Annotated in this window: 17 protein-coding genes; 14 read left to right on the top strand and 3 right to left on the bottom strand. The window is 77.4% G+C overall.

The genetic code is table 11. The features are described from left to right. Positions 1-38 precede the first annotated feature (38 nt). Positions 39-662, bottom strand: coding sequence for a TetR/AcrR family transcriptional regulator (locus tag CHC04_RS11270; protein WP_245817117.1), 624 nt, complete (start codon positions 660-662; stop codon positions 39-41). 416 nt (positions 663-1,078) lie between these two features. Between CHC04_RS11270 and steA the strand changes: the two genes are divergently transcribed. Genes steA through CHC04_RS11230 form a run of 8 tightly spaced genes read left to right on the top strand, consistent with a single transcriptional unit; the run spans position 1,079 to position 11,473 of the window. Further along, the gene (gene steA, locus CHC04_RS11265) at positions 1,079-2,266 is read left to right on the top strand and encodes a putative cytokinetic ring protein SteA (protein WP_089403955.1); all 1,188 of its coding nucleotides are present in this window, start codon (positions 1,079-1,081) and stop codon (positions 2,264-2,266) included. Continuing rightward, positions 2,263-3,216, top strand: a complete 954-nt coding sequence (locus tag CHC04_RS11260; RefSeq protein WP_089403954.1) for a copper transporter — start codon at positions 2,263-2,265, stop codon at positions 3,214-3,216. Before steA ends, CHC04_RS11260 begins: the two co-directional genes overlap by 4 nt. After that, complete coding sequence (locus CHC04_RS11255) at positions 3,213-4,031, top strand: hypothetical protein (RefSeq protein ID WP_089403953.1); 819 nt, start codon at positions 3,213-3,215, stop codon at positions 4,029-4,031. The genes CHC04_RS11260 and CHC04_RS11255 overlap by 4 nt, the downstream gene beginning before the upstream one ends. A 17-nt stretch (positions 4,032-4,048) precedes the next feature. After that, positions 4,049-5,668, top strand: coding sequence for a murein biosynthesis integral membrane protein MurJ (gene murJ / locus CHC04_RS11250; RefSeq protein WP_089404070.1), 1,620 nt, complete (start codon positions 4,049-4,051; stop codon positions 5,666-5,668). Then, entirely contained in the window at positions 5,661-6,797 is a 1,137-nt protein-coding gene (locus CHC04_RS11245; protein WP_089403952.1) for a glycosyltransferase family 4 protein, read from the top strand. The genes murJ and CHC04_RS11245 overlap by 8 nt, the downstream gene beginning before the upstream one ends. After that, positions 6,794-9,157: a hypothetical protein gene (locus CHC04_RS11240; RefSeq protein WP_089403951.1), complete on the top strand. Its 2,364-nt coding sequence runs from the start codon at positions 6,794-6,796 to the stop codon at positions 9,155-9,157. Before CHC04_RS11245 ends, CHC04_RS11240 begins: the two co-directional genes overlap by 4 nt. Then, entirely contained in the window at positions 9,135-10,871 is a 1,737-nt protein-coding gene (locus CHC04_RS11235; protein WP_281252222.1) for a CTP synthase, read from the top strand. Before CHC04_RS11240 ends, CHC04_RS11235 begins: the two co-directional genes overlap by 23 nt. Positions 10,872-10,873: 2 nt before the next feature. Continuing rightward, the gene (locus tag CHC04_RS11230; protein ID WP_217897300.1) at positions 10,874-11,473 is read left to right on the top strand and encodes an NUDIX domain-containing protein; all 600 of its coding nucleotides are present in this window, start codon (positions 10,874-10,876) and stop codon (positions 11,471-11,473) included. A 95-nt stretch (positions 11,474-11,568) separates the two neighbouring features. On the opposite strand, the gene CHC04_RS11225 is transcribed toward CHC04_RS11230, so the two are convergent. Next, complete coding sequence (locus tag CHC04_RS11225) at positions 11,569-12,261, bottom strand: fibronectin type III domain-containing protein (protein WP_141233765.1); 693 nt, start codon at positions 12,259-12,261, stop codon at positions 11,569-11,571. A gap of 188 nt (positions 12,262-12,449) precedes the next feature. Then, on the bottom strand, positions 12,450-13,103 hold the full coding sequence (locus CHC04_RS11220; protein WP_089403948.1) for a hypothetical protein: 654 nt from the start codon (positions 13,101-13,103) through the stop codon (positions 12,450-12,452). Between the two features lie 192 nt (positions 13,104-13,295). Between CHC04_RS11220 and ald the strand changes: the two genes are divergently transcribed. From ald to scpB, 6 genes are all read left to right on the top strand, one after another. After that, positions 13,296-14,411: an alanine dehydrogenase gene (gene ald / locus CHC04_RS11215; RefSeq protein WP_089403947.1), complete on the top strand. Its 1,116-nt coding sequence runs from the start codon at positions 13,296-13,298 to the stop codon at positions 14,409-14,411. Between the two features lie 2 nt (positions 14,412-14,413). Beyond that, positions 14,414-15,397, top strand: a complete 984-nt coding sequence (locus CHC04_RS11210; RefSeq protein ID WP_245817116.1) for a site-specific tyrosine recombinase XerD — start codon at positions 14,414-14,416, stop codon at positions 15,395-15,397. A 198-nt stretch (positions 15,398-15,595) separates the two neighbouring features. Continuing rightward, entirely contained in the window at positions 15,596-16,501 is a 906-nt protein-coding gene (locus tag CHC04_RS11205) for a ParA family protein (protein WP_089403946.1), read from the top strand. Next, on the top strand, positions 16,498-17,001 hold the full coding sequence (locus CHC04_RS11200) for a hypothetical protein (protein WP_089403945.1): 504 nt from the start codon (positions 16,498-16,500) through the stop codon (positions 16,999-17,001). The genes CHC04_RS11205 and CHC04_RS11200 overlap by 4 nt, the downstream gene beginning before the upstream one ends. A 29-nt stretch (positions 17,002-17,030) precedes the next feature. Further along, on the top strand, positions 17,031-17,867 hold the full coding sequence (locus CHC04_RS11195) for a segregation and condensation protein A (protein ID WP_089403944.1): 837 nt from the start codon (positions 17,031-17,033) through the stop codon (positions 17,865-17,867). After that, the gene (scpB, locus tag CHC04_RS11190) at positions 17,864-18,679 is read left to right on the top strand and encodes an SMC-Scp complex subunit ScpB (RefSeq protein WP_089403943.1); all 816 of its coding nucleotides are present in this window, start codon (positions 17,864-17,866) and stop codon (positions 18,677-18,679) included. Before CHC04_RS11195 ends, scpB begins: the two co-directional genes overlap by 4 nt. The last annotated feature ends 12 nt before the right edge of the window (positions 18,680-18,691 follow it).

The following is an 18,691-nucleotide window of genomic DNA, read 5'->3' as shown; positions in this document are numbered from 1 at the left end:
CAGAACGCCCGGCCGGACGCGAGCACCCGCGGGAGGTGTCAGCAGCGCCGCTTGGCGTACCCGGCCAGCCCGAACTGCAGCAGCGACAGCCCCCGGCGGCCGGCCGCGCGCAGCTCGGCGGCCAGCTCGGGGCCGGTCACCCCCGCCAGCACCCGGTCGCGGGCCAGCTCGAGCAGCCGCCCGTAGAGCGCGGTGACCGCCGACGCGGTGAGCTCGGGCTCCACCGCGCCGTCGGGCGCCCCGGTCTCCTCGCGGATCTGCGCGGCCAGCGCGGCGGTGATCTCCCCGAGGATCTCCCGCTCGCGCACCTGCAGCGTGCGCGAGCCGCGCACCACCCGGGCCATCGCCGCCACGCCCTCGGCGGCCTCCGGGTCCCCCAGCGACGCCATCGCCGTGACGAGGAACGTCCCGGCCGCCGCGGCCGCCGACTCCCCGGCCGGCCGCTCGGCCACGGCCCGCAGCAGCGCCGCGCGCACCGGCGGGTCGGTGGAGAGCACCAGGCCCTCCTTGACCGGGAAGTGGTTGAACACCGTCTTCTCGACCACGCCGGCGCGCTGGGCGATCTCCACGACGCTGACCGCGTCGAAGCCCCGCTCGGCGAACAGCGCCGCCGCGACCTCGACGATGCGGTCGCGCGTCTCCAGCCGCCGCCGCTCGCGCACCCCCGAGCCGCGCCGCTGCCGCCGCCGCGCGGCCCGCCCCGCCGGCGGCCCGTCGGCACCCGCCGACGGCTGCGCGGGGGCCGCGCGCTCACCGACCGGTGCGGGAGGGGGCTCGGACGGGGGCTCCGGACGCGTCCCCGGGACCGCCCGGATGACCGGAGCGGGGACCGGCGCCGGGGCGTGCTCCGGCGCCCCGTCGGCGGCGCCGGGGCGGTTCGCCGGGAAGCTGGCAGCTGGAGCCCCACGTGTCACGACGACGACGCTAGACAGCGATACCGGATCCTCCCCGGGTGCTGGTGGGGCGCACGTGCCGGGCGTGTCGCGCTCACCGTGGTGTCGGACACCCTGCGTGAGCAGGCCGTCGCCGAAGCGCGTCGGAGGGCGGCCCCCACAGGCGTGCGTGGGAGCATGCGGGCATGCGCATCGGCACCCTGCGACGGAGCCGGGCCCAGGAGGCGGCACCCGGGGTGAGCGGCACCGTCCGGCTGGACCGTCGCACGAAGAACCTCACCAAGCGCCTGCGGCCCGGGGACATCGCCGTCATCGACCACGTCGACATCGACCGCGTCAGCGCCGACTCCCTGGTCGCCGCGAAGGTCGGCGCCGTGGTCAACGCCGCCCCCAGCATCTCCGGCCGCTATCCGAACCTGGGACCGGAGATCCTGACCTCCGCGGGCATCCCGCTGGTCGACGGCGTCGGCAAGGACGTGCTCGGCGCCCTCAAGGAGGGCGCGCAGGTCCGCGTCGAGGGCGACACGCTCTACGGTCCCGACGGCGCTCCGGTCGCGAAGGGCACCGAGCAGACGCCGGACACCGTCGCGGCGGCGATGGCCGAGGCCCGGGCGGGGCTGTCCACGCAGCTGGAGGCCTTCGCCACCAACACGATGGAGTACATGAAGCGCGAGCGCGCGCTGCTCCTCGACGGCGTGGGCGTGCCCGACGTGCGCACGAAGATCGAGGGCCGGCACGTCCTCGTCGTCGTCCGCGGGTACGACTACAAGGAGGACCTGCAGGCGCTGCGGTCCTACATCCGCGACTACCGGCCGGTGCTCGTCGGCGTCGACGGCGGCGCCGACGCGCTGGTGGAGGCCGGCTACTCCCCGGACATGATCATCGGCGACATGGACTCGGTCAGCGACCACGTCCTCAGGAGCGGCGCCGAGGTCGTGGTGCACGCCTACGCCGACGGCCGCGCCCCCGGGCTCAAGCGGGTGCAGGACCTCGGCGTCGACGCCATCACCTTCCCGGCCGCGGCCACCAGCGAGGACATCGCGATGCTGCTGGCCGACGAGAAGGGCGCCAAGCTCATCGTCGCCGTGGGCACCCACGCCACGCTCGTGGAGTTCCTCGACAAGGGCCGCGGCGGCATGGCCTCGACCTTCCTCACCCGGCTGCGGCTGGGCGGCAAGCTCGTCGACGCCAAGGGCGTGAGCCGGCTCTACCGCAGCCGCATCTCCACCGGGGCGCTGATCGTCCTGGTGCTGGCCGCGCTGCTGGCCATCGTCGCCGCCCTGGCCGTCACCACCGCCGGGCGGATCTACCTCGACCTGCTGGTCGACCAGTGGGACAGCTTCGTGTTCTGGTTGGAGAACCTCTTCTCGTGATCGACTTCCGCTACCACCTGGTCTCCCTGATCGCGGTGTTCCTCGCGATCGCCCTGGGGCTGGTGATCGGCGCGACCCAGCTGTCGGGGCCGGTGCTGGACAACCTGCGGGGGCAGGTCAGCTCGCTGCAGGAGGACAAGCGCGAGCTGGAGGACACCACCCAGACACTGCAGACCCAGGTCGACGCCGACGACGCCTTCGAGTCCGCGGTCGCCCCCGCGCTGGTGCAGAACACGCTCACCGGGCGCAGCGTGCTCCTGGTGCTGACCTCCGAGGACGTCCCCACCGAGACCGTCGAGGAGGTGACCGCGCTGGTCACCGAGGCCGGCGGCACGATCACCGGCCAGCTCACCCTCACCCCGGGGTACAGCGACCCGGCCACCGAGTCGGCGCTGCAGAGCTACGTGACCACCCCGGCCGGCCGGCCCGCCGGCGTGGCGCTGCCCGAGACCGACGACACCGGCCAGCTCGTCGGCGCGCTGCTGGGCCAGACCCTGATGGTCCCGCCCACCGGCGCCCCGGTGCCCGACACCGCCGCCGTCTCCACCGTCCTGGCCGGGCTGACCGCGCTCGACGTGCTGTCCGCCGACTCGGACTCGGTCACCCCCGCCGACCACGCCGTCGTGCTCACCACCGGGACGCTCGACGGCGAGGACGCCGCCGACCGCACCGACACGCTGGTGGACCTGGTCACCGCCCTCGACGCCGCGGGCTCCGGCGCCGTGGTGGCTGGCGACGCCGCCTCGGCCGGGGAGAACGGCCTGGTCGGCGCCGTCCGCGACGACCCGGAGACCGCCGCCGCGGTCTCCACCGTCGACAACGTGACCAGCCCGTCGGGCCGGATCAGCACCGTGCTGGCGCTGGGCCGCGAGCGCGAGGGCACCTCCGGCGCCTACGGCACCGGGGAGGGCACCCAGCCGGTCCCGCCGCTGCCGGCCGCCACCCCGTGAGCCCGCACCCGGCGCTGCTCGTGGCGGCCGGGGCGGCGGCGGCCCGCGCCGGACTCGCCGCGGCGGCCGCGGTGGACGCGCGCCCGGCCGGGGCGCCGTGGCGGCGCACCAACTACGCCGGCCGGCCGGTGACCCTGCTCGGCGGCCCCGCGCTGGCCGCCGCCGCCACCGCCGGGGCGGTCCTCGGCGCGCCGGCCGGCACCCGCGGCGCGGCCGCCGTCGCGGGGGCGGTGTCCGGGCTGGTGGGCGGCTACGACGACCTGGCCGGCGCCCGGCCCGAGCAGGCCGGCGACAAGGGGCTGGCCGGGCACCTGCGGGCGCTGCGCGCCGGGCGGGTGTCGGCCGGCGCGGTCAAGGTCGCCGGGATCGGCGCCGCGGCCGCCGTCGCCGCGCTGGCCACGCGCCGCGGCCCGGTCGACGGCGTCCTCACCACCGGCCTGGTCGCCGGCACCGCCAACCTGGTCAACCTGCTCGACCTGCGCCCGGGCCGGGCGGCGAAGGCCGCCGCCCTCGCGGCGGCCGCCGGGCTGCGCGGTCCTGCCGGCGGCCTGGTCGCCGGCCCGCTGGGCGCGGCGCTGGCGGTGCTGCCGGCCGATCTCGGCGAGCGGGTCATGCTCGGCGACGCCGGCGCCAACGCCGTGGGCGCGCTGCTCGGGCTGCGGGCCGCCGCCGTCCCCTCCCGCCCCGTGCGCGCCGGCCTGCTCGCCGCGGTCACCGCGCTGACGCTGGCCAGCGAGCGGATCAGCTTCACCCGGGTCATCGAGGCCACCCCGGGCCTGCGCGAGCTCGACCGGCTCGGCCGCCGCCCGGCGTGACCGCGGCAGGGCCGACCGTGTCGGGACGCCGGGTGGCCGAGGGCGTGGCCGGCGCCGCCGCGCTCATCGCCGTCCTGACCGTGCTGGCCCGCCTCGCCGGGTTCGGTCGCACGCTGGTGTTCACCAACGCCGTCGGCGCCGACAGCACCGGCGACGTCTACACCGCGGCCAACACCGTCCCCAACATCGTCTTCGAGGTGGTCGCCGGGGGAGCGCTGGCCTCCCTGGTGGTGCCGATGCTCGCCGGCGGGATCGCCACCGGCGACCGCGAGCAGGTGCGCCGTACCGCCTCGGCGCTGCTGGGCTGGACCCTGCTGCTGCTCGTCCCGCTGGCCGCGCTGGTCGCCGTCCTGGCCGAGCCGATCGCGCGGCTGCTGCTCGGCGGCGGCTCCGACGCCGAGGTGGCCCTCGGCGCGCGGTTCCTGCTGGTCTTCGCCCCGCAGGTGGTGCTCTACGGGCTCGGCATCGTGCTCACCGGCGTGCTGCAGGCCCACCGCCGCTTCGCCGCGCCGGCGATCGCGCCGCTGCTGTCCAGCGTCGTCGTCGCCGGCTCCTACGGGCTGTTCGCGCTGCTCGGCGGCGCCCGGGACGTCGAGGCGCTGTCGACGCCGGCCGAGCTGGTGCTCGGGGTCGGGACGACGCTCGGCGTGGCCGCGCTGACCCTGCCGCTGCTGCTGCCGCTGCGCCGGCTGCACCTGGGCCTGCGCCCGTCGCTGCGCTTCCCGGTGGGCGCCGCGCCGCGGGTGCGGCGGCTCGCCGTGGCGGGCGTGCTCACCCTGGCCGGGCAGCAGCTGGTGGCCGCCGTCGCGATCCGGCTGGCCAGCGGCGGTCCCGACGGCACCCAGGTGGCCTACACCGCCGGGCTGACGCTGTTCCTCGTGCCGTGGGCCGCGGTCGCGGTGCCGCTGGCCACCTCGGCCTACCCGCTGCTGGCCGAGCGGGCCGGCACCGGCGACGAGGCCGGCTACCGGCGGGCGCTGGCCCCGGTCACCACGCTGGTGCTGGTGGCCTCGCTGGGCGCCGCCGCCGTGCTCGCCGCCGTCGCCGGCCCCATGGCCCGGGTGTTCCTCCTCGGCGGCAGCACCGGCGACGTCGCCGCGCTCCGCGACACGATCCTCGGCTTCGCGCCCGGCCTGGCCGGCTACGGGCTGGTCGCCGTGCTCACCCGCGCCCTCTACGCCCGCGGCCTGTGGAAGGCGCCCACGGTCTGCGTGCTCGGCGGGTGGCTGCTGGCGGTCGCCGCCGACGTCGGGCTGGCGCGGGCCCTCCCGCCCGCCGACCGGGCGCTGGCGCTGGCCGCCGGCCACAGCCTCGGGGTGACCGTCGCCGGGCTGGCGCTGCTCGCGGTCACCGCCCGGGTGGCCCCCGGCGGGCTGGCGGGCCTGGCCCGCTGCGGCCTGCCCGCGCTGCTCGCCGCCGGGGCCGGCGCCGCCGCCGGGCTGCTCACCGCCCGGGCGCTGGGCGCCGACCCGGTCCCGGCCGGCTCGCTGCCCGGCGCGGTCGGTGCCGGGCTGCTGGCCGCGGCGGCCGTGACCGCGGTGGCGGGGGCGGTCATGATGGGCACGGCGCGCCGGCCCCTGCTCGCGGCGGTGCGCGCGCTGCGGACGCCCGGGGGGACGGAGGTGCACGGTGGCTGAGCGGGAGCTGGCCGGCCGCCGCATCGCCGAGGTGCTGGCCACCAGCACCGGCGGCGTGGGCACCCACCTGCGCTCGGTGCTGCCCGCGCTCGCCGGCGCCGGCGCCGCGGTCACCGTCTGCGGCCCGGCGGCCACCGACGCGCTGTTCGGGTTCTCCGCGGCCGCCCGGTTCACCCCCGTCGAGATCTCCGCCGGCCTCGACCCGCTGGCCGACACCCGCGCCGTCCTCGCGCTGCGCCGGGTGCTGTCCGGCGCCGACCTGGTGCACGCCCACGGGCTGCGCGCCGGGCTGGTCGCCGCCACCGCGGTGCGCACCACGGGCGGGGCCCGCCGTCCGCTGGTGGTCACGCTGCACAACGCGCTGCCCGACCGCTCCGGCCCGCTGCGGCGGGTCCTGGCCCAGGCCGAGCGGGCCACCGTCCGCGCCGCCGACGTCGTGCTGGCCGCCTCGGCCGACCTCGCCGCCAACGCCCGGCGGCTGGGCGCCCGCGACGTCCGGGTCGCGCCGGTGGCGGCGCCCGCGCTGCCGCCGGCGACCCGCTCCCGCGACGAGGTGCGCGCCGGCCTCGGCCTGGCCGACGGGCGGCCCCTGGTGCTCGCCGTGGGCCGGCTGCACCCGCAGAAGGGCTACGACGTCCTCCTCGACGCCGCCGCCACCTGGGCCGCCCAGCCGGACCCGCCGCTGGTCGCCGTCGCCGGCGACGGCCCGCTGCACGCCGAGCTGACCGGGCGGATCCGCGCCCGGCGGCTGCCGGTCACCCTGCTCGGCCGCCGCGACGACGTCGCCGACCTGCTCGCCGCCGCCGACCTGGTGGTGCTGCCCTCCCGCTGGGAGGCCCGCTCGCTCACCGCCCAGGAGGCGCTGCGCGCCGGCACGCCCCTGGTCGCCACCCGCACCGGCGGGCTGCCCGAGCTGCTCGGTGCCGGCGCGCGGCTGGTCCCGCCCGGCGACGCCGCCGCGCTCGCCGAGGCCGTCACCGGCCTGCTCGCCGACCCCGCCCGCGCCGCGGCCCTCGCCGCCGCCGGGCGGGAGCAGGCCGCGGGCTGGCCCGACGAGGCGGCCACCGCCCGCGCCCTGGTCGCCGTCTACCGGGAACTGCTGGGACCCCCGGGGACCGGCGCGGCATGAGGCGCGCCGCCGTCCTGCTGGGGACGCTGCTGACCCTGCTCGTGGCCGGGCTGCCCGGCACGGCGGCCGCGGCCGAGGACTGGTCGGCCGACCGGGTGCTCGTCGTCGGCGTCCCCGGCCTGGTGTGGAGCGACCTCGACCCCGGGACGACGCCGGCGCTGTGGGAACTGGCCGACACCTCGCCGATCGGCGCGGTCTCGGTGCGCGCGGCGCGCTCGACCACCTGCCTGCTCGACGGCTGGGCCACCCTGGGCGCGGGCAACCGGGCCCGGTTCCCCGCGCCCGACGAGGCCGCCCCGCCGGTGCCGCTGCCCACGGTCCCGCTGCCGGGCGAGGGCTCCGGCGCGGGCGCCACCCCGTCGCAGCCGCCGGTGCCGGCCGGACCGCCGGTCAGCCCCGAGCTGTCCCACTGCGGCCTGCAGGAGCGGCTGGCGCAGGTCGGGCTGGCCGATCCGCTGACCGCCGTCCGCGCCGTCGCCGAGGACCCCGCCACCGCCCGCTTCGGCGCCGAGCCCGGTGCGCTGGGGACCGCGGTGGGCTGCGCGACCGTCGTCGGCCGGGCCGCGGCGCTGGCCGTCGCGGCCCCCGGTGTCGGGCTGACCCGCGAGGAGGCGCTGCCCGCCGACCCCGCCGCCGTGGCCGGCCTGCTGGAGCCCTGCCCGCTGACGCTGGTCTCCCTCGACGGGCTGGTCGACGCCGGCGTGCCCGCCCCGGAGGGCAGCGAGACCGGCACCGAGCCCGCCTCCCGGGCGGCGGCGGTGGCCGGGGTCGACGACGCCGTCGCGCGGCTGCGCGCCGCGGTGGCCGCGCTGCCGGGGGAGACGCTGCTGCTGGTGCAGGGCGTCTCGGAGGTCAACGACGGCCGCCCGCAGCTGCACGTGGGCATCGCCTCCGGGCCGGGGTTCACCGGGCCGGGCTGGCTCACCTCGGCCAGCACCGGCCGGGCGCCGTTCACCCAGCTCATCGACGTCGCCCCGACCGTGCTGCGCGCCCTGGGCGCCGAGCGCCCCGCGTCGGTCAACGGGCAGCCGCTGACGGTCACCGGCGGGCGGCCGCCCACGGCCGAGGCGGTCGCCGCGCTGGAGCGGGCCAACACCGCGGCGGTCACCCACCACCGCAGCACCGGCACGTTCTTCGTCGCGCTGGTGGCCGTGGACGCCGCCGTCGTCGTCCTCGGGCTGCTCGTCCTCGGCCTGCGCCGCGGCGCGCGCGCCCCGCTGGCCCGGCTGCGGCCGCTGCTGGAGGTCGCCGCGCTCGCCGCCGCGGCACTGCCGGTGGCCACCCACCTGGCCGGGCTGCTGCCGTGGGAGCGGGCCGGGTCCCCGCGCTGGGCGCTGGCCGGGTCGGTGCTCCTCGCGACCGCGGCGGTGACCGCGGTGGCGCTGCTCGGGCCCTGGGCGCGGGGAGCAGGGCGACGGCGGCGGCTCGGCCCGCCGCTGGCCGTCCTGGGGATCACCCTGGCCACGCTGGTCGGTGACGTGCTGGCCGGGTCGCCGCTGGAGCTCGACGGCCTGCTCGGCTACGACGCGATCGTCGCCGGCCGGTTCACCGGCTACGGCAACCTCGGCTCCGGCCTGCTCGCCGCCGCCGCGCTGGTGGCCACCGCCGTGGCGGCGACGGCGGCCGGCCGGCGCGCCGGGGCCGGGCGCGACGACGTCGGGCGGCGGCAGCGGCGGGTCACCGGCGCCGTGGTGCTGGTCGCCGGGGCGCTCACCGTGGTGCTGGTCGGGGCGCCGGGCCTGGGCCGCGACTTCGGCGGCGTGCTGGCGACCCTGCCGGGCTTCCTGCTGCTGGCGATGCTGCTCACCGGGGTGCGGGTGACGCTGGTCCGGCTGGCCGCGGTGCTCGCCGCGGGCGTGGTCGCCGTCGGCACGCTGGCGGTCCTGGACTGGACGCGGCCGGCCGACGAGCGCAGCCACCTGGGCCGCTTCGTCGAGCAGCTGCTCACCGGCGAGGCGTGGACGGTGGTCAGCCGCAAGGGGCAGGCCAACCTCGACATCCTGCTGGGCAGCGCCCTGGCGTGGGTGCTGCCCGTGGCGCTGGTGGCGGCGCTGTGGCTGGTCCGCGGCCGGCGGCTGCGGGGATACGGGCTGCTGCGCGACGGCGGCTCGGGCCTGGCACCGGCCGACGCCGCGGTGCTGCGGTCCGGGCTGGTCGCCGCCGCCCTGAGCCTTGCCCTGGGCGCCGCGGTCAACGACTCCGGCGTGGCGCTGCCGGCGACCGCCGCGGCGCTGCTGGTGCCGCTGCTGGTGGCGCTGGCCGCGACGTCCCCGGCGGGCCGCGAGGTGTCCGGCGGCACCCGGGGGGATCTGGCCGATCGTGTTACGGTGGGTTCCCGTGGGTCGACCTGGAATGCGTGATCGCGGGCTCCTCCACAACTCCCAGCCGACGAAGTTCGTCTTCGTCACCGGCGGAGTTGTCTCCTCTCTGGGCAAGGGCCTGACGGCCAGCTCCCTCGGCGCGCTGCTGTCCGCCCGCGGCCTGCGGGTGACCATGCAGAAGCTGGACCCCTACCTCAACGTCGACCCCGGGACGATGAACCCGTTCCAGCACGGGGAGGTGTTCGTCACCGAGGACGGCGCCGAGACCGACCTCGACGTCGGCCACTACGAGCGGTTCCTCGACACCGACCTCGGCGCGCGGTCGAACGTGACGACCGGGCAGGTGTACTCCGACGTCATCGCCAAGGAGCGGCGCGGGGAGTACCTCGGGGACACCGTGCAGGTCATCCCGCACATCACCAACGAGATCAAGGCGCGCATCCTGGCCGCCGCCGAGGTCGACGGGGAGGACGGCGAGGACTCCGCCGACGTCGTCATCACCGAGATCGGCGGCACCGTCGGCGACATCGAGTCGCTGCCCTTCCTCGAGGCCGCCCGGCAGGTGCGCCACGAGATCGGCCGCGACAACTGCTTCTTCCTGCACATCTCGCTGGTGCCCTACATCGCGCCGTCGGGGGAGCTGAAGACCAAGCCGACGCAGCACTCGGTGGCGGCGCTGCGCAACATCGGCATCCAGCCCGACGCGCTGGTGTGCCGCGCCGACCGCGAGATCGGCACCGGGCTGAAGCGCAAGATCAGCCTGATGTGCGACGTCGACGCCGAGGGCGTCATCTCCTGCCCCGACGCGCCGTCGATCTACGACATCCCCAAGGTGCTGCACCGCGAGGGCCTCGACGCCTACGTCGTGCGCCGGCTGGGGCTGCCCTTCCGCGACGTCGACTGGACCGTGTGGGGCGACCTGCTCGACCGGGTGCACCGCCCGAAGCAGACGGTGACGATCGCGCTGGTCGGCAAGTACGTCGACCTGCCCGACGCCTACCTGTCGGTGACCGAGGCGCTGCGCGCCGGCGGGTTCGCCCACCGCAGCCGGGTGCAGATCCGCTGGGTGCCCTCCGACGACTGCCAGACCCCCGAGGGCGCGGCCGCGGCGCTGTCCGACGTCGACGGCGTGTGCATCCCCGGCGGCTTCGGCGTGCGCGGCATCGAGGGCAAGCTCGGCGCCATCCGCTACAGCCGCACGAACGGCATCCCGACGCTGGGCCTGTGCCTGGGCCTGCAGTGCATGGTCATCGAGTACGCCCGCAACATGGCCGGCCTGGAGCACGCCAACTCCGCGGAGTTCGACCCCGACACCCCCGACGCGGTGATCGCCACCATGGCCGACCAGCTCGACGTCGTCGCCGGCGAGCGGGACCTGGGCGGCACCATGCGGCTGGGCAGCTACCCGGCGCACCTGCAGAAGGGGTCGGTGGCCGCGGCCGCCTACGGCGCCACCGAGGTCACCGAGCGGCACCGGCACCGCTACGAGGTCGCCAACGCCTACCGCGACCGGCTCACCGAGGCCGGCTTCGTGTTCAGCGGCACCTCGCCCGACGGCCACCTGGTGGAGTTCGCCGAGCTGCCGCGCGAGGTGCACCCGTTCTTCGTCGGCACCCAGGCCCACCCCGAGCTCAAGAGCCGCCCCACCCGGCCGCACCCGCTGTTCGCCGCGTTCGTGCAGGCGGCCGTCGACCGCGCCGAGTCCGCCCGGCTGCCGGTGCCCGACCTCGAGGCCGAGAAGGTCGGGATCTGACGGTGAGCGAGCCGGCCGCCGGCGGCGGGTACCGGGTGCTGGGCAGCGAGACGGTCTACGAGGGCCGGGTCATCCGCCTGGTCAGGGACACCGTCGCGATGCCCGGGGGCGGGGACAGCGTCCGCGAGGTGGTCCGCCACCCCGGCGCCGTCGCCGTCGTCGCGCTCGACGACGAGGGCCGGGTGGTGCTGCTGCGGCAGTACCGGCACCCGGTGGGCGGCTACCTGTGGGAGCTGCCCGCCGGCCTGCGCGACGCCGCCGGCGAGGAGCCGCTGGCCACCGCGCAGCGGGAGCTGGCCGAGGAGGTGCGGCTGGCCGCCGAGCGGTGGTCGCTGCTGACGACCACGTACAGCACCCCGGGCTTCTGCGACGAGCTGGTGCTGGTCTACCTGGCCGAGGGCCTGTCCGACGTCGACCGGCCCGAGGGCTTCACCGTCGAGCACGAGGAGCTCGACATGACCGTCGAGCGGGTGCCGCTGGCCGAGGCGGTGCAGCGGGTGTTCGACGGGTCGATCCGCAACGCGGCCGCCGTCATCGGGCTGCTCGCCGCCGCGCAGCACCGCGCCGCGGGCACGACGCTGCGCCCCGTCGACGCCCAGTAGGGCGCCCTCGCCCCGTCGAGATCGCGCGATCTCGACGGCCGGCCCGGCGTGTCCTGGTCGAGATCACGTGATCTCGACCGGGAGGGGGCGCGGGCTCAGCCGACGACGACCGGGCTCGACCAGCCCACCTGCACGTACTCGACCACCTGCGTGTCGGCGTCGAGCAGCGCCTCCTCGAGCCAGAACACGTAGCGCACGCCCGGGGTCAGGCCGCCGAGCACCGCGCTGACCTCGCCGCAGCCGGCGCGCTGGGCGACGTCGACCCGCGGCGGCTCCGGCTGCCCGCCGGTGGTCAGCGCCTGGCTGACGGCGGTCACCCGGTAGCCCCGGACGGCGTCGCGGCCGTCGGCCTGCCAGCTCACCGTCGCCGACCCCGCACCGGGCACCACACCGGGGGTCACCTGCCGCGGGTTGCCGTAGCCGCCGCACTCGGCCGGCGGCGGGGTGACCTGCAGCGGCTGCCCGCGGGGCACCATCGGCGCGGGCAGCTCGACCTGCAGCCGGCGCGCCGGCGGCGCCGCCACGGGGAGCTCCGCCACCGGTGCGGGGTCGACGGCGGCCGGCGCGACCGGGTCGGCCGGCGTCGCGGGGGCGGGCGGGCCGGCGGGAGCGGCACCGCGGACCGGCGCGTCCGAGGCGGTCACCTGCGCGGCGATGTCGGTGGCCGGGGCCGACAGCGCCACCAGGCCCACCGCCGCGGCCGCGGTCAGGCGGAGCGCGACCCTCCCCGCCGTCGGGCCGCCGCGCCGCCGGCGGGGTGCCGACGGCCGTCGTCTCGCTCGTCCCACGGACACCTCCCGGCTCGGGAGGGGACTTCGGCACCGGGGACGGCGGACTCAACCCGAGCGGGGCCGCCGCCCGGGGAGGGGCCTTCATCGCGACGAAGGCACCTTCCCGGCCCCCGCGAGGGGCCGATATCGCGATGAAGGCATCGTCCAGGCCCCCGGAAGGGGGCCGATATCGCCATGAAGGCACCTCACGGGCGGGACGGCGGTGCGGTGGCGCCGGACCCTGCCGCGTCGGGCACCGGCAGCCGCAGCCCCAGCCGGCCGGCCTCCAGCGTCGCCAGCAGCCGCACCGCCGCCGGGTCGCCGGCCCGCCACGCCTCACCGGTGCCCGGCGGCAGCGCGGCCAGCCGGGGCAGGGGAGCGGTGGCCACCGCGCGGGCGGCCAGCAGCTCCAGGTCCGGCCCGTCCCCCCGCAGCAGCCGTGACGCCGCCGACGCCTCCCGGATCCAGCGCAGCCGCCAGGGCAGCCAGCGCAGCAGCAGCCAGCCCACCGGCAGCACCACCAGCACGACGGCGAGCACGGTGGCCAGCGTGGCGACGGCGTCCTGCGCGGCCTGCCCGGCGCCGCTGACCGACCCGGCGGCGTCGCCGAGGGACCCCAGCGGCTCGGAGAGCTCGTCGCCGACCACCGGCACGTCCTCGGCCGCCGACGCCGCCGACCCCATGCTGTCGGCCACCGAGGTCCCGAGGTCCTCCACCGCCCGGCCGGGCTCGGCCAGCACCAGCACCGCGCCGTGCACCGCCCGGGCGACCAGCACCCACAGCACCAGCCAGGCGAGCACGCCGACGTCGGCCAGCACCTGACCGAGCCGGCGGTCGGGGCGCGAGGCGTACAGGCGCATCGGGGTGTTCCTCCTCCTCGGGGGTGACCCGGCCACTACCCGGGTCACCCGCCCGGCCATCGTGGGCGCTGCGCGGACTGACGGCAGCCCGGGCGCTGGTTAGGGTCCGTTCCGGGTCCCCTCACCGGGGGCGCGAGGACAGGCGCGGGACCGACGACCTCGGACCGGCCGCAGCGACAGGAGTGGACCGCCATGCACGTCGGGGTGCCCCGAGAGGTCAAGAACAGGGAGTACCGGGTCGCGCTGACCCCCGCCGGGGTCACCGAGCTGACCCGGGCCGGTCACACGGTGCTCGTCGAGCGGGGGGCGGGGGAGGGCTCGTCCATCCCCGACGGCGACTACACCGCCGCCGGCGCCCGCATCGTCGACAGCGCCGACGACGTCTGGGCCGACGCCGACCTGCTGCTCAAGGTCAAGGAGCCCATCGAGGAGGAGTACGGCCGGCTGCGGGCCGGGCAGACGCTGTTCACCTACCTGCACCTGGCCGCCTCGCGGCCCTGCACCGAGGCGCTGGTGGCCTCGGGGACCACCGCGATCGCCTACGAGACCGTGCAGACGGCCAACGGCGCGCTGCCGCTGCTGGCGCCGATGAGCGAGGTCGCCGGGCGGATGGCGCCGCAGGTCGGCGCGCACAGCCTGGAGCGGGCCCACGGCGGGCGCGGCGTCCTGCTCGGCGGGGTGTCGGGCGTCTACGCGGCCAAGGTCGTCGTCATCGGCGCCGGGGTGTCGGGCATGAACGCCGCCACCATCGCCCTGGGCATGCAGGCCGAGGTCGTCGTCCTGGACAAGGACGTCGACAAGCTGCGCGCCGCCGACAACGTCTACCGCGGCCACCTGCAGACGGTGACCTCCAACGCCTACGAGGTGGAGCGGGCCGTCCTCGACGCCGACCTGGTCATCGGCGCGGTGCTGGTGCCCGGCGCCAAGGCCCCGACCCTGGTCAGCAACGACCTGGTGAAGCGGATGAAGCCGGGCTCGGTGCTCGTCGACATCGCCGTCGACCAGGGCGGCTGCTTCGAGGACAGCCGGCCCACGACACACGACGACCCGACCTTCCGGGTGCACGAGTCGGTGTTCTACTGCGTGGCGAACATGCCCGGCGCCGTCCCGAACACCTCCACGCACGCGCTGACCAACGTGACGCTGCCCTACGTCATGGCGCTGGCCGAGCAGGGCACCCGGGCGGCGGTCACCGCCAGCCCCGCCCTCGCCCACGGCCTCAACGTCGCCGCCGGGCAGGTCGTGCTGCCGGAGGTCGCCGAGGCGCACGGGATGACCGCCGTGCCCTGGGAGGAGGTCCTGTCCTGACCGTGACGGCGCCGGCGGGCACGCCCGCGCGCGACACCGACGTCGAGCGGGTGGTCGGGGGCTACCTCGACCACCTCGCCGTCGAGCGCGGGCTGGCCGCCAACACCATCGCCTCCTACCGCCGCGACCTGCGGCGGTACGCGCAGTACCTGGCCGCGGCCGGGGTGCGCGGGCTCGGCGAGGTCGCCGAGAGCGACGTCGCCGGGTTCCTCGCCGCGCTGCGCGCCGGGGACGACGGGCACCCGCCGCTGTCGGCGACGTCGGCCGCGCGGGCCGTCGTCGCCGTCCGCGGGCTGCACCGCTTCGCGCTGCTCGACGGGCTGGTGCCCGGCGACGTCGCCGCGGAGGTGCGCCCGCCGGCGCCGGCGCGGCGGCTGCCCAAGGCGGTGCCGGTGGAGGCGGTGGTGGCGCTGATCGAGGCCGCGGGCTCGGTGGAGGGCCCGCGCGGGCTGCGCGACCGGGCGCTGCTGGAGGTCCTCTACGGCACCGGGGCGCGCATCTCCGAGGCCGTCGGCCTGGCCGTCGACGACCTCGACCGCGGCTCGTCGGTGGTGCGGCTGGCCGGCAAGGGCGGCAAGGAGCGGATCGTCCCGGTGGGCAGCTACGCGCTGCGCGCGGTGGAGGACTACCTGGTGCGCGCCCGCCCGGCGCTGGCCGCAGCGGGGACGACGGCGGCGCGCGGCGGGGTCCGCGGCGGGCGGCTGTTCCTCAACGCCCGCGGCGGGCCGCTGTCGCGGCAGAGCGCCTGGGCGATCCTGCGCTCGGCGGCCGAGCGCACCGCCGACGCCAGTCTCGCCGAGCACGTCTCGCCGCACACGCTGCGGCACTCCTTCGCCACCCACCTGCTCGACGGCGGCGCCGACGTGCGCGTCGTGCAGGAGCTGCTCGGGCACGCCTCGGTGACGACGACGCAGGTGTACACGCTGGTCACCGTCGACAAGCTCCGCGAGGTCTACGCCGGGAGCCACCCGCGCGCCCTCTCCTGACGAGACGGGCCGGTCCGGGTCGGCACCTTCTGCCAGCCCCTACTGCGCAGTACGGACGTGTCCCCGGCAAGATCCGCCAGCGACGGCGTGTCCCGTGGATCGGCGCAGGTCATCTCCCTACCGTCGTCCCCGACCCGAGCGGACCGGGCCGGCCGACCGCGGCCGGCACCGCCGGGGAGCACGGAGGAGTGGCGACTCATGGCGATCCGAGGGGACGGAGCCGGTCAGGCTCTCGCACTCCCGGCCGACGGCGGGGAGATGGGGGCGGCCGCCTCGCGGCTGGACCCCGCCCGCGCGCGTCAGCACCGACTGCCCGAGCCCCCGCCCCTCGAGCGGCACGGCCCGGCCCGGGTCATCGCGATGTGCAACCAGAAGGGCGGCGTCGGCAAGACGACGTCGACGATCAACCTGGGCGCCTCGCTGGTCGAGTACGGCCGCCGGGTGCTGCTGGTCGACCTCGACCCGCAGGGCGCGCTGTCGGTCGGCCTGGGCGTGCCGGCCCAGCAGCTGGACCGCACCATCTACAACGCGCTGATGGAGCGGCAGACGACGCTGGCCGACGTCCGCGTGGGCACCGACGTGCCCGGCCTGGACCTCGTGCCGAGCAACATCGACCTGTCCGCCGCCGAGGTGCAGCTGGTCAGCGAGGTCGCCCGCGAGCAGACCCTGCTGCGCAAGCTGGACTCCGTGCGCGACGAGTACGACTACGTCCTCATCGACTGCCAGCCCTCCCTCGGCCTGCTCACCGTCAACGCCCTGACCGCCGCGCACGGCGTGGTCATCCCGCTGGAGTGCGAGTTCTTCTCGCTGCGCGGGGTGGCCCTGCTGGTCGACACGATCGACAAGGTCAAGGAGCGGCTCAACCCGTCGCTGGAGATCGACGGCATCCTCGCCACGATGTACGACTCACGCACCGTGCACTGCCGAGAGGTGTTCAGCCGCGTCGTCGAGGCCTTCGGCGACACCGTCTTCCAGACCGTCATCCACCGCACGGTCCGCTTCCCGGAGACCACCGTCGCCGGCCAGCCCATCACCACCTGGGCGCCGACCTCCTCGGGCGCGGCGGCCTACCGCGACCTGGCGAAGGAGGTCATCTCCCTGTGACACGACGTCCGGTCCTGCCGGGCGCCGACGAGCTGTTCCGGCGCACCGACAACCCGCCCGCGGCGGAGGTCACCGAGCTGACCCCGCTGAGCTCCGCGGTGGCGTCCCCGGCGCTGCGCTCCGCGCGGCGGTCGGCGGTCCCCGAGCCGGAGCCCGAGCAGCCGGCGTCGCTGACGCTCGTGCCCGGCGGTGCTCCCGCCGACCCGCTGGCCGCCTTCCGCGCCCCGGCGCCCCCGCCGGTGCCCGCGCCCGGCGCGCGCACCCGCGGCAAGGCCGCCCGCGCCAGCGGAGCCGGCCGCACCCGGCACGACGAGAAGATCACCGTCTACATCTCCGCGGAGGACCTCCTGGCGCTGGAGAGCGCGCGGCTGTCGCTGCGCGCCCAGCACGGCGTGGCCGCCGACCGCGGCCGGATCGTGCGCGAGGCGGTGTCGGTGCTGCTCGCCGACCTCGCCGAGAACGGCGAGGACTCCGTGCTGGTGCGCCGCCTCAAGGGCTGACGCCGCCGCACGGCCTACATTTGCAGTCCGTGAGCGGAGAAGCGCACGCGGTCGCGACCGCGCCGGAGCCGGTGGACACCGGCCGCTTCACCGTCCGGCTCACGAACTTCGAGGGCCCCTTCGACCTGCTGCTGCAGCTGATCAGCCGGCACCAGCTCGACGTCACCGAGATCGCGCTGTCGGTGGTCACCGACGAGTTCATCGCCCACCTGCGCGCGCTCGGCGACGAGCTCGACCTCGACCAGGCCAGCGAGTTCCTCGTCGTCGGGGCGACCCTGCTCGACCTCAAGGCCGCCCGGCTGCTGCCGGCGGCCGACATCGAGGACGAGGACGACCTCGAGCTGCTCGAGGCCCGCGACCTGCTCTTCGCCCGGCTGCTGCAGTACCGCGCCTACAAGGAGGCCGCCGCGGTGCTGCGCGAGCGGGAGGCCGTCGCCGTCCGCCGGCACCCCCGGGAGGCGCCGCTGGAGCCGCGGTTCGCCGCGCTGCTGCCGGAGGTGCTGCTCGGCGTCACCCCCGAGCGGTTCGCCGCGCTCGCCGCGCGGGCGCTCACGCCGAAGGAGCCCCCGACCGTCGGGGTCACCCACCTGCACGCGCCGCCGGTCAGCGTCGCCGAGCAGCTGCTCGCCGTCCGCGCGGCGCTGCTGGGCGCCGGCACGCTGACCTTCCGCGCGCTCACCGGCGACTGCGCCACCACCCTGGAGGTCGTGGCCCGCTTCCTCGCGCTGCTCGAGCTCTACCGCCAGCAGCGGGTCACCTTCACCCAGCTCACCCCGCTCGGGGAGCTGCAGGTGCGCTGGACCGGGCCGGCCGACGTCGCCGCGGTGGCCGACCTCGGCGGGGCGGCCGACGGGGAGGCCCCGTGACCGCGGAGCCGCCGGACCGCGGCCCGGTCTCCTGGGAGGCGCTGGCCGCGGAGCTGGCGGCCACCCGCGAGGAGGCCGCCGGCCGGCCCGACGACGACCCCGCCGTCTGGGACGCCGTCGCCGCCGAGCTCGCCGCCCGGGTGGCCGAGCGCCCCGCGCCACCGGCCGGCGACGTGCCGCCGGTGCCGGAGGAGCCGCTGGTGCTGCCCGGCATGCCCGAGCCCGAGCCGGAGCCGGAGCCGGAGCCGGAGGAGGAGCTCGACCCGGCCGACCTGCGCGGCGGGCTGGAGGCGCTGCTGTTCGTCGCCGAGGGCCCGCTCGACGAGGCGACGCTGGCCGCGGCGCTGCGCGTCCCGGTGCCGCGGGTGCGGGCGGCCCTCGCCGAGCTCGCCGAGGGCTACGACGGGCGCCGCGCCGGCATCGCGCTGCGCCGCGCGGGGGAGGGCTGGCGGCTCTACACCCGCGAGGAGTTCGCGCCCGTCGTCGAGCGGCACCTCACCGGCGCCGCGCGCAGCCGGCTGACCCAGGCGGCGCTGGAGACCCTCGCCGTCATCGCCTACCGGCAGCCGGTGACCCGCGCGCGGGTGTCGGCGATCCGCGGCGTCGGCGTCGACGGCGTCATGCGCACGCTGCTCTCGCGCGGCCTGGTCGCCGAGGTCGGCACCGACCCCGACAGCGGTGGGGGCCTGTACGGGACGACGGCGCTGTTCCTCGAGCGGCTCGGCCTCAGCGGCCTGCACGAGCTGCCGCCGCTGGCGCCGCTGCTGCCCGACACCGCCGAGGTCGCGCGGGAGACCTCCGAGACGCCCTGACCCCTAGGGTCG

Source organism: Geodermatophilus saharensis, from assembly GCF_900188205.1.
Taxonomy (GTDB): Bacteria; Actinomycetota; Actinomycetes; order Mycobacteriales; family Geodermatophilaceae; genus Geodermatophilus; species Geodermatophilus saharensis.
Note: the sequence above shows the minus strand (reverse complement) of the source record. Positions and strands in the feature narration are given on the sequence as shown.

Bases quoted from the DNA above. Each gene is read 5' to 3' on its own strand.
- steA (WP_089403955.1), top strand. From the start codon at position 1,079: ATGCGCATCGGCACCCTGCGACGGAGCCGGGCCCAGGAGGCGGCACCC.
- CHC04_RS11240 (WP_089403951.1), top strand. From the start codon at position 6,794: ATGAGGCGCGCCGCCGTCCTGCTGGGGACGCTGCTGACCCTGCTCGTG.
- CHC04_RS11220 (WP_089403948.1), bottom strand. From the start codon at position 13,103: ATGCGCCTGTACGCCTCGCGCCCCGACCGCCGGCTCGGTCAGGTGCTG.
- ald (WP_089403947.1), top strand. From the start codon at position 13,296: ATGCACGTCGGGGTGCCCCGAGAGGTCAAGAACAGGGAGTACCGGGTC.
- CHC04_RS11205 (WP_089403946.1), top strand. From the start codon at position 15,596: ATGGCGATCCGAGGGGACGGAGCCGGTCAGGCTCTCGCACTCCCGGCC.